This is a genomic window from Paraplanobispora takensis (assembly GCF_016863195.1).
GTDB classification, from domain to species: Bacteria; Actinomycetota; Actinomycetes; order Streptosporangiales; family Streptosporangiaceae; genus Planobispora; species Planobispora takensis.
Genome location: NZ_BOOK01000003.1, coordinates 43,368 through 53,921, shown reverse-complemented (window position 1 = coordinate 53,921; position 10,554 = coordinate 43,368). Strand labels below are relative to the sequence as shown.

8 protein-coding genes are annotated in these 10,554 nt (G+C 71.0%); 4 read left to right on the top strand and 4 right to left on the bottom strand.

Features of this window, described 5'->3' with window-relative positions:
• The first annotated feature begins 167 nt into the window (after positions 1–167).
• The gene (locus Pta02_RS02625; RefSeq protein WP_203873016.1) at positions 168–2,525 is read left to right on the top strand and encodes a putative bifunctional diguanylate cyclase/phosphodiesterase; all 2,358 of its coding nucleotides are present in this window, start codon (positions 168–170) and stop codon (positions 2,523–2,525) included.
• Positions 2,526–2,571: 46 nt separating this feature from the next.
• On the opposite strand, the gene Pta02_RS02620 is transcribed toward Pta02_RS02625, so the two are convergent.
• The gene (locus Pta02_RS02620) at positions 2,572–3,870 is read right to left on the bottom strand and encodes a Glu/Leu/Phe/Val family dehydrogenase (protein WP_203873015.1); all 1,299 of its coding nucleotides are present in this window, start codon (positions 3,868–3,870) and stop codon (positions 2,572–2,574) included.
• Between the two features lie 393 nt (positions 3,871–4,263).
• Between Pta02_RS02620 and Pta02_RS02615 the strand changes: the two genes are divergently transcribed.
• From Pta02_RS02615 to Pta02_RS02605, 3 genes are all read left to right on the top strand, one after another.
• A complete protein-coding gene (locus Pta02_RS02615) occupies positions 4,264–4,875 on the top strand; it encodes an Ohr family peroxiredoxin (RefSeq protein WP_203873014.1) in 612 nt (203 codons plus the stop codon).
• Positions 4,876–5,091: 216 nt separating this feature from the next.
• On the top strand, positions 5,092–6,654 hold the full coding sequence (locus tag Pta02_RS02610) for an alkaline phosphatase D family protein (protein ID WP_203873013.1): 1,563 nt from the start codon (positions 5,092–5,094) through the stop codon (positions 6,652–6,654).
• Between the two features lie 700 nt (positions 6,655–7,354).
• Complete coding sequence (locus Pta02_RS02605; RefSeq protein WP_203873012.1) at positions 7,355–7,663, top strand: DUF234 domain-containing protein; 309 nt, start codon at positions 7,355–7,357, stop codon at positions 7,661–7,663.
• A gap of 174 nt (positions 7,664–7,837) precedes the next feature.
• On the opposite strand, the gene rocD is transcribed toward Pta02_RS02605, so the two are convergent.
• From rocD to Pta02_RS02590, 3 genes are all read right to left on the bottom strand, one after another.
• On the bottom strand, positions 7,838–9,049 hold the full coding sequence (rocD, locus tag Pta02_RS02600) for an ornithine--oxo-acid transaminase (protein ID WP_203873011.1): 1,212 nt from the start codon (positions 9,047–9,049) through the stop codon (positions 7,838–7,840).
• A gap of 70 nt (positions 9,050–9,119) precedes the next feature.
• Positions 9,120–9,914: a dimethylargininase gene (gene ddaH / locus Pta02_RS02595; protein ID WP_203873010.1), complete on the bottom strand. Its 795-nt coding sequence runs from the start codon at positions 9,912–9,914 to the stop codon at positions 9,120–9,122.
• A 111-nt stretch (positions 9,915–10,025) separates the two neighbouring features.
• Positions 10,026–10,499, bottom strand: a complete 474-nt coding sequence (locus tag Pta02_RS02590; RefSeq protein WP_203873009.1) for an Lrp/AsnC family transcriptional regulator — start codon at positions 10,497–10,499, stop codon at positions 10,026–10,028.
• Between the last annotated feature and the right edge of the window lie 55 nt (positions 10,500–10,554).

Below are 10,554 nucleotides of genomic sequence, written 5' to 3'. Positions count from 1 at the left end.
GGGCGCGGAGAAGACCCAGGGCGCGGAGAAGACCCAGGGCGCGGAGAAGGCCCAGGGCACGGAAAAGACTCAGGGCCGCCCTCATGCAGCCGATGGGACGCTCGACCGGTCGACTCGTCGCGTCGACCGGCCGGCACGCCCGCGACCGGAGGAAAAGGGGGACAGCCTTGTCCACGGCGTTCTTCGGCGTCCTGTCACGTCTGGTCCGCGGTCCCCGGAGCTGGGCGGCCTTCCTCCTGCTCGGCGCCGCGCTGACCGCCGCCACCCCCTACCTCGCCTCCGTCTCATCGGGGCTGGAGGTGTTGTCGTGGGTGGTGCTCCAGGGAGCCTCGGCCGCGGCCGTCTTCGTGAGCATCCGCCGGTACGGCCTGACCGCGCTGTGGCCGTGGCGGCTGTTGTGCACGGCGGCCGTGGCCGCGTGGGTGAGCACCACCGTCGCCTGGGGGGTGGGCTCGGTCTGGCTGCAGCTCTCCGGCGCCATGGGCCTGTACCGGGCCGGCACCGTGGTGACCTATCTGCTGTCGCTGGTCGCCCTGACACTGCTGAGCATGCGGACCGAGGGCTCGCGCGGAGCCGGGCTGCTGGACGCGGGCATCATCACCGTCGGCGTGGCCATGCCGTTCTGGACCTTCCTGCTCGGCCCGATGGTCGGCGGGAGCGGACGGACCGGCATGGACCTGGCGTTCGCCGTCGCCATTCCCGTCATCGACCTGTTCACGTTCGGCCTCCTCATGCGGCTGGCCCTCGACAACGGCCGCGCACGGTGGCTGCTCCTGCTGAGCGTCTCCTATGTCTCCCTGTTCACGGGCGACAGCGCCTACATGATCGACCAGATCGCGGGCCGGTCCTCCGGCGTCGTCTCGGCGATCGGCTGGCTGGGTTTCTCGGTCCTGGTCGGCGGGGCCGTGCTGCACCCGAGCATCGCCGCCGCACCGAGCCGGCTGCGCAGCCCGGCCGTCTCCGGCAGGGGACGGGTCGTGATGTTCCTGGCGCTGGCGCTCCTGAGCCCGCTGATCTCAGGGTTCGGGCAGATGCTCCTGGAGTCGCGGGGCATGGAGCACTCCTCCAACGAGATGGTGATCATGGTGCTGACCGTGGTCCTGGCCGTCCTGCTGGTGCTGCGCCTGAACACCGTCGCCCGCCTGGCCGAGGACCACGCCGCAGAGCTGGGCATCGCCCTGCGCCAGCGGGAGGTCCTGCAGCGCAGCCTGTCGTATCGCGCGCTGCACGACCCGCTGACCGGGCTGGCCAACCGCACCCTGCTCGGCCAGGCCATGCAGCACGCCATCGCCGACACCGCCCCCGGCGCGGAGCCGCCGGCGTTGCTCCTGCTGGACCTGGACGGCTTCAAGGACGTCAACGACAGCTTCGGCCACCCGGTCGGCGACGAGCTGCTCACCCACGTCACCCGGCGCCTGACCGGCCTGCTGGCCTCCGGCCAGACACTGGCCCGGCTGGGCGGCGACGAGTTCGCGCTGGTGCTGCCCGGGACCGGCCGACAGGACGCGCTCGCCGTGGCCGAGCGCATCCTGACCGCGCTGCAGGCGCCCTACCGGCTGAGCAGCCGGGAGGTGTACCTGACCACCAGCATCGGCGTGCTGGCCGGGCTGCCGACGGCCACCCCGTCGGAGGCGCTGCGCGATGCCGACCTGGCCCTGTACGCGGCCAAGAACGCCGGCAAGAACCAGATCACGGCCTTCGACCCGGCCCTGCGCCACGCTCATCTGGAGCGCACCCGCCTGCTCACCGGCCTGCGCCGGGCACTCGCCCACGGCGAGTTCACCCTGAACTACCAGCCGGTCGTCGACCTGGTCAGCGGGGACATCCGCGCGGTGGAGGCGCTGCTGCGCTGGAACCCGACCGGCTCGCGTCCGGTGCCGCCGGATGTGTTCATCCCGGTCGCCGAGGAGAGCGGGCTGATCGTGCCGATCGGCACCTGGGTGCTGGAGCAGGCCTGCGCCGACGCCCGGCGCTGGTACGAGCGGCACGGCGTCTCGGTGACCGTCAACGTCTCGGGCCGTCAGCTGCGCGAGCCCGACTTCGCCGAGACGGTGCTGGACATCCTGGCCCGGCACGGCCTGCCCGAGCAGGCGCTGGTGCTGGAGATCACCGAGAGCATGCTGCTGGCCACCACCCCGGCCGAGACCGCCCGCATCATCGCGGCCCTGGCCACGCTCCGGGAGCACGGCGTGCGGGTCGCCCTGGACGACTTCGGCACCGGCTACTCCTCGCTGTCGTACCTGCGCACCCTCCCGGTGGACATCCTCAAGATCGACAAATCCTTCGCGGCCCCGGCCGGGCACGCCGACCACCACCAGATGCGCGCCTTCACCAAGGCGATCCTGGAGCTGTCGTCCAGCCTGCGCCTGGACACCATCGTCGAGGGCGTGGAGTCGCAGGAGCAGGCGGCCCTGCTCCAGCGGATGGGCTGCCCGCTGGTGCAGGGCTACCTGTTCTCCCCGCCCGCGCCCGCCCGGCAGATCGACGGCCTGCTGACCATCACGCCCTGGCAGGACGCGGCTTGACCGTCACACCCCGGCGGGACGCGGCCCGGCCCTCGGCGCCGCGGCGTCAGGGGTACAGGCCCCGCAGCCGGTGGGCCTCGGCGACCCGGTCCACGCCGATGATGTGGGCGGCCTGGCGCAGGGTGACGCCGTGCTCGGCCGACATCGCCGAGACCGCGTCGAAGGCGCTCTCCATCAGGTCGCGCAGCTTCATCTCCACCTCGCCCGCGCTCCAGGAGTAGGCCTGCGTGTTCTGCACCCACTCCAGGTAGGAGACGATCACACCGCCCGCGTTGGCCAGGATGTCCGGGACCACCGTGACGCCGGCGTCGGCCAGGACGCGGTCCGCCTCGGGTGTGGTGGGGCCGTTGGCGCCCTCCACGACCAGGCGGGCCCGGATCCGCGGGGCGTTCTCCTCGGTGATCACGCCCTCCAGCGCGGCGGGGACGAGGACGTCGACGTCCAGCTCCAGCAGCTCGGCGTGGGACAGGGCCTCGGCGTGGCGGTAGCCGTACACGCCGCCGCTCTCCCGCACCCAGGCCCGCAGGTCGTCGACGTCGAGACCGGAGCGGTTGACCACCGCGCCGGTGACGTCGGAGACCGCGACCACGCGGCAGCCCGCGTCGGCGAGGTAGCGGGCGGCCAGGGCGCCGACCTTGCCGAAGCCCTGGACCGCGACGGTGCGGCCCTCGGGCGAGCCCGGAAGGGCTCTCAGCGCGCAGATCTGCACGCCGCGGGAGGTGGCCCCGGCTCTGCCCAGGGAGCCGCCGAGGGTCATGGGCTTGCCGGTCACCACGCCGGGGACGGGATAGCCGGCGTTCACCGAGTAGGTGTCCATGATCCAGGCCATGGTCTGCTCGTCGGTGCCGACGTCGGGGGCCGGGATGTCCTTCTCCGGGCCGATGATCGGCAGGATCTCGTTGACGTAGCGCCGGGTGACCCGCTCCAGCTCGCGCGAGGTCAGCGAGGCCGGGTCCACCGCGACGCCGCCCTTGGCGCCGCCGTACGGGATGCCGACCAGCGCGCACTTCCAGGTCATCCACATCGCCAGCGCGGTGACCTCGTGGATGTCGGTGGAGGGGTGGAAACGGATGCCGCCCTTGGCCGGGCCGCGGGTGATGTTGTGCTGGACCCGGAAGCCCTGCACCACGTCCATGCGCCCGTCCTCGCGGCGCACGGGCACCGCGACGGTGAGCGAGCGGCGCGGGGTGGCGAGCATCGTGCGCAGGCCGTCGTCCAGGCCGAGCCGGTCGGCCGCCTGGTCGAGCTGGAAGAGGGCGGAGTCGAGGGCCTGCCGGCCCGGGGTGATCAGAGAGGTGGTCGGGGAGGTGGTTGCCGGCGTCGTTGACGGCACCGTGATGGACATGAAGGAGGTCCTCCATACGCTGAGCGGAGCGCCGTTGCTCCACTCTGGGTGGTTTGTCATGATCAGCGTAGCTATGGGGTTTTGTCGCACCAAGGTGGAGACGTTGCGATCCGGCGCCCGATCTTTGTGCGTTGTCCCACTTACCCGCTGATCCGTTGCTACCGAGGAAAGCGCCCGGGCGGTGGGAAGGGAACCCGCCAATCCGGCGGTTCGCGGGTGGGAGGCGCGCCGCTTTGGAGCGGCGCCGGTCCGCGGCCATGATCGCGATCCTGTGTCGCCCGCTCGCGCCCGGGTACGTAGCCAGCGTTTCCGCCGTGTCACGCAACGTGAGTCCCGGGCGGGGCACGGTGGCACTCCATCCGTCCCGGGCGTCGAAACAGGGGGCGAAACTCAATGAGCCAGGACGCGCGACCCGCGACGGACAGGCGGGGGACCACGGCGGCGGACATGTCGCAGGGCCGGACGGTGGGCCCTGACTACTCGGGGCCGGGGGTCGAGGCCGAGATCGGCGGGGACGGGCACTCGGGTGAGACCGGGCAGCCCGGCGGGGACGGCCACTCCGGTGAGGACGGCCACTCCGGTGAGGACGACTACGACACCATGTACACCGCGCGCGCATCGTCCAGGAGCGACGGGGGCGGACGGGTCATCACGGAGGACGGGCTGCTGGACCTGAAGGTCAGGGCCCCGCGGCAGCTCGGCGGGACCGGCGAGGGCACGAATCCGGAGCAGCTCCTCGCCGCGGCCTACGCGACCTGCTTCCACAACTCCCTGGAGCTGGTGGCCGGACGGGGAGGAGCGGACACCGCCCACGCCAGGGTCGATGCGGCCGTACGGCTGCGCAAGCACGGCAAGAGCGACGACTACACCATCGGCGTCGAGCTGGTCGTGCACCTTCCCCAGGTGGATCCCGAGACGGCCGGGAGACTGGCCGAGCAGGCCCACCGGCACTGCCCCTACTCCAAGGCGCTGACCGGTGCGGAGGTCGGGGTGCGCGTCGCGTGAGGCGCCTGAGGGGTCCCCGGTGATCCCGTCGCGGTCCCCGGTCCTCACCGACGCACGGGCGGTTGGCCGGACTTTTACCTGTATCTAGGATTTTTTCGGCCCCTCAGGTAGGTCTGTTGTTATCGACCGGATCGGGAGGGCAGCGGAGGAAAGCGCGTTTCTGTGCAAAGCTTTCCGGAAGATGCCCGCTGATGGGGAATGGCTAGGGAGATGGACGTGCCAGAACTTGTCGTCGGACCGATGCTGCGGTACGTGGACGACAAGAATGCCTCCGTCTGGGTGGAGACCAGCGAGCCGTGCGAGGTGACGGTCGAGGCCGGGCGGTCGCGGGCGAGTGGGCGGACCTTCACCGTCCACGGCCACCACTACGCGATCGTCGACGTGACCGACGGCGGGACCTACGAGGTCCGCCTGAACGGGGAGGTGGTCTGGCCGCTCCCGGACCACCCGCCCAGCCGCATCCGCCTGCTCGGCTCGGACGGCCCCCGGAAGGTGATGTTCGGGTCCTGTCGAACCAGCGTGCCGCACGACGTGATCCACACGATCTCGCACGGCGTGGACGTGCTGCGCTCGTACGGCTGCCGCATGATGGCGGCCCCCGAGGAGGAGTGGCCCGACATGCTGCTGCTGCTCGGCGACCAGGTCTACGCCGACGAGCCCTCCAAGGAGATGCTGGAGTTCATCAAGAACCGCAGGGACACCGAGCCGAAGACCGAGATCGCCGACTTCGAGGAGTACGCGGAGCTGTACCGGGTGGCCTGGACCGACCCCGAGATCCGCTGGCTGCTGTCGACCGTGCCCACGGCGATGATCTTCGATGACCACGACCTGCGCGACGACTGGAACACCTCCCAGGACTGGCGGCAGATGATGGCCGAGGTCGAGTGGTGGCCGCGCCGGGTGATCGCGGGGCTCGGGGCCTACTGGGTCTACCAGCACCTGGGCAACATGTCGCCCGCCGATCGCGACGCCGACGGCCTGCTCGGCAAGCTGTGCGCCTCGGAGGCCGACGGGGCCGAACTCCTCGACGCCTTCGCCGAGCACGCCGACGCCGTCCCCACCGACAGTCGCTGGAGCTACGCCCGCGACCTGGGCTCCACCCGCCTGATCATGGTCGACTCGCGCTGCGCCCGGCAGCTCACCCCCGGGGACCGGCGGATGCTCGATCCGGTGGAGTGGGAGTGGCTCATCGAGCAGATGAACCGGGGCGGCGCCGAGCGCTTCCTGATCGGCACCTCGGTGCCCTTCCTGCTGCCCGCCGGCATCCACCACGTCCAGAACTGGAACGAGGCCCTGGCCCAGGGGGCCTGGGGCAGGAGGGTCGCCCGCTGGTCGGAGTGGCTGCGCCAGACCGTCGACCTGGAGCACTGGTCGGCCTTCCGCCGCTCCTTCGAGGACCTGGCCAGACTGCTGACCAGGGCGGAGAAGCCGGTGATCATCCTGTCCGGCGACATCCACTACTCCTACGCGGCCAAGGCCAGGAAGTACCCGATCCACCAGCTGGTCTGCTCGCCCATCCGCAACCCGCTGAGCCGCACCCTCCGCCTGGCCAACATCGTGGCCCAGTTCGGCATCGCCACCCTGATCGGCGGCCTGCTCTCCCGCCTGGCCAAGATCCCCCGCCCCCCGATCAAGTGGCGGATCACCGACGGCCCCTGGTTCTCCAACGCCATCGCGACCCTGTCCCTGGGCTCCCCGGGCGAGCAGATCTCCGTCCGCTGGGAGACCGCCAGCACGACCGAGGTCATGGAGGTCGCCACCGTGGAGCTCTCCGCCTGACCGGTTACTCTCATCAACGAAAGTGTCAGCGAAGTTACTGACATCGATGAGAGTACGCCGTGGACGCGGGCTTCGAGGGCACCCTGCAACGGGCGTGGGACCGGTACTCCGAGGGGAAACCGGTCCTGCTCATCCTCATCGGCTCGGACCTGTCGGTCATGGGGGCGCTCACCGGATACGGGCGGCCGTTCTACCAGCGTGGACGAGAGATGAAACTCGGCCCGCTCACGCCCGGGGAGGTCGGCCGGATGCTGGGCCTCCCCCCTGCGGAGACGTTCGACGCCTGGCTGGTAACCGGCGGCCTCCCGCTGATCTGCGCGGAGTGGGGGAGCGGAACGGGGCTGTGGGACTTCCTGGAAAGCGCCCTGGCCGATCCCACCTCACCGCGGCTGGTCTCCGCGGAACGCTCGCTCGCTGCGGAGTTCCCCCGGCAGACGATCGCCAAGGACGTCCTCGGGGTCATCGGGTCAGGCGAGCGGAGCTTCGCCAACATCTCCAGGGCGTCGGGAGGGCTCTGCGCCGCGACGACGACCCGCTCGCTGGACCTGCTCGGCACCAAGAGAGTCGTGGCCGCCGAACTCCCGCTGAGCACCCGGCCCTCGAAGGACAGGCGTTACCGGATCGCCGACCCCTACCTGCGGTTCTGGACACGCTTCCTGGATCCCGCCTGCCGCTGCTGGAACGCGGGCGCTCCGACGCGGTGCTCCGCCGCATCCGCGACGGCTGGACGTCCTGGCGGGGGCGGGCGGTGGAGCCGGCGGTCCGCGAGGCGCTGGCACGGCTGCTGCCCGACCACCGCTTCCCCGACGTCGTGGAGGTCGGTTCCTTCTGGACCCGGACGGATGATGTGGAGATCGACCTCATCGCCGCCGATCGTGAGCCGATCGCCGAGCGGCTGTTCTTCGCCGGGTCCGTCGAGTGGCTGGAGGATCGCCCGTTCGACAATCACGATCTCATCGAACTGGCTCGGGCGCAGGCAGCCGTGCCGGGCGGGGGGATCTGCCGATGATCGCCGTGTCGAGGGCGGGATGCGTCACAGGCGGTCTGACGGCCGTCTACGGGCCGGAGGATCTCATCCGCGCGTGGGAGACCGGCTGATCTCCGGTACGGCGTGAGCCGTACCGGGAAGTGGGGGTACGGCCCGAGCCGGGGGAGACCGCGGTGCGGGCCGTACCGGTGAAGATCAGCCGTCGAGGTCGTCGATGGCGCCGGCCAGCTGGTCGACGGCCCAGAGCAGGTCCTCCTCGGAGATGACGATCGGCGGGGCCAGGCGGATCGTGGAGCCGTGGGTGTCCTTGGCCAGGACGCCGCGGCGCATCAGGGCCTCGGAGATCTGGCGGCCGGTGCCCAGGGACGGGTCGATGTCCACGCCCGCCCACAGGCCGCGCCCGCGCACCGCCACCACGCCGCGGCCGACCATGCCGCCCAGCCGCTCGTGCAGGACGGCGCCGAGCCGCTTGGCCCGGGCCTGGTACTCCCCGGTGTTGAGGATGTCGATGACCGCGCAGGCCACCGCGCAGGCGAGCGGGTTGCCGCCGAAGGTGGAGCCGTGCTGGCCCGGCCTGATCACGCCGAGCACGTCCCGGTCGGCGGCGATGGCCGAGACCGGGACCACGCCGCCGCCCAGGGCCTTGCCCAGCACGTAGACGTCGGGGACGACGCCCTCGTGGTCGCAGGCGAAGGTGTCGCCGGTGCGGCCGAGGCCGGACTGGATCTCGTCGGCGATCATCAGGACGTTGTTCTCGGTGCAGATCTCGCGGAGCTGGCGCAGGTAGCCCTCCGGCGGCACCAGCACGCCGGCCTCGCCCTGGATCGGCTCGACCAGCACCGCGACCGTGTCGGCGTCGACGGCGTCGCGGACCGCGTCCGCCGAGCCGTACTTCACGATCTTGAAGCCGGGCGTGTAGGGGCCGAAGCCGTCGTGGGCGTCGGGGTCGGTGGAGAAGCTCACGATCGTCGTGGTGCGGCCGTGGAAGTTGTCCTCCATGACGATGATGTTCGCGCGGTCGCGGGCGACGCCCTTGACCTCGTAACCCCACTTGCGGGCCACCTTGATCGCGGTCTCCACGGCCTCGGCGCCGGTGTTCATCGGCAGGACCATGTCCTTGCCGGTCAGGTCGCCCAGCCCGGCGGCGAAGGCGGCGAACTGGTCGTGGAAGAAGGCGCGGCTGGTCAGGGTGAGCCTGCCGAGCTGCTCCCGGGCCGCCTCGATGATCTTCGCGTTGCCGTGGCCGAAGTTGAGCGAGGAGTAGCCCGACAGGCAGTCCAGGTATCGCCTGCCCTCGACGTCGGTGACCCAGGCGCCCTCCGCCTCGCGGATCACGACGGGGAGCGGGTGGTAGTTGTGCGCGCTGCGGCGCTCGCTGAGCTCGATGAGCTCCGCTGTGTCGGTCATCCGGACATCACCGCTTCTCTGGTCGGAAAGTCTGCGGCCGGAAGATCCGCCGCCTGCCTGTATCCCGAGGTCATCCCCGTATCTCCAGCGTGCAGCACTTGGGGCCGCCGCCCGCCTTGCGCAGCTCGGACAGCTCGACCGGGACGACCTCGAAGCCGCGCCGCTTGAGCTCCAGCTGCAGCCCGGCCGCCTCGGCGCTGATCACCACGTTGGAGCCGTCGCTGACCGCGTTGAGTCCCAGCACGGCCGCGTCCTCCTCCTCGGCGATGACGGCGTCGGGGAACAGGTGGCGCAGCACCTCCTGGCTGCCGGGCGAGAAGGCCCCGGGGTAGTAGGCCACGTTGCGCCCGTCCAGCGGGAACAGCGCGGTGTCCAGGTGGTAGAAGCGCGGGTCCACCAGGCGCAGGGTCACCACCGGGCGGCCGAGGAACTCCTGGGCCTCGCCGTGCGCGGCGACCTCGGTGCGGAAGCCGGTCCCGGCCAGCACGAGGTGGTCCAGGGTGAGGAAGTCGCCCTCGCCCTCGTTGACGAAGACCGGTTCGTGCACCCGGTCGTAGCCGTGGTCGGTGAACCACTTCAGGTAGGCGGGGCCCTCGGCCGTCCGCTGGGGGTGGGCGAAGCGCGCGCCGAACACCCGGCCGCCGACCACCAGCGCGCCGTTGGCGGCGAAGACCATGTCGGGAAGGCCCCGCACCGGGTCGATCAGGCTCACCCGGTGGCCCAGCTCCTCGTAGGCGCTCTTGAGCCCCTCCCACTGCCGGATCGCCACCTCGCGGTCGGCGCCGGCCTCGGGATGCATCCACGGATTGATCGCGTATTCCACCGCGAAGTACTCGGGCCGACACATGAGGTAGTGCCTCGTCATCAACAACCCCCGCAAAAGGACGTCGTGGTGGGAACGGCATCAGCCTAGGAAGCGGGGTTCACGCAGGCCAAGAGGGTGATCGTGCGCGTGAGCGCAGGTTCTTTGCGTCCTTCAGGCAGGAGACGCCGATTCGTTGCGGGCGAGCGCCGGGGGAGCGTCGATCAGCCGCGAGAGCACCACGGAGCTCTTGGTCCGCACCACGAACGGCTCCGCCGCCAGGCGTTCGATCACCCGCTCCACGTGGCGCACGTCCGTCGCCCGGATGTGCAGGAGCGCGTCGGCCTCACCGGTGATCGTGCACGCCGAGACCACCTCGGGGTGCCGGGCGATGGCGACCCCGATCTCCGCCGGGGAGGTCTTGCCCGCGCAGAACAGCTCGACGTACGCCTCGGTGGTCCAGCCGAGCGCCGCGGGCTGCACCCGCGCGGTGAAGCCGGTGATCGCGCCGGTCTCGCGCAGCCGGTCCACCCTGCGTTTGACGGCCGAGGCCGACAGCCCCACCCGTTGCCCGATCTCGGCATAGGTGGCCCGGGCGTCCTCGATGAGCGCCCCGATGATGTCACGGTCCAGCCGGTCCAACTCCACGCTGCTTTGTAACACAGTCCGTGAGATCGGCGTGCGGAGTTGTCACGCCGAGCCA

Bases quoted from the DNA above. Each gene is read 5' to 3' on its own strand.
- rocD (WP_203873011.1), bottom strand. From the start codon at position 9,049: ATGACCGACACAGCGGAGCTCATCGAGCTCAGCGAGCGCCGCAGCGCG.
- Pta02_RS02620 (WP_203873015.1), bottom strand. From the start codon at position 3,870: ATGTCCATCACGGTGCCGTCAACGACGCCGGCAACCACCTCCCCGACC.
- ddaH (WP_203873010.1), bottom strand. From the start codon at position 9,914: ATGACGAGGCACTACCTCATGTGTCGGCCCGAGTACTTCGCGGTGGAA.
- Pta02_RS02615 (WP_203873014.1), top strand. From the start codon at position 4,264: ATGAGCCAGGACGCGCGACCCGCGACGGACAGGCGGGGGACCACGGCG.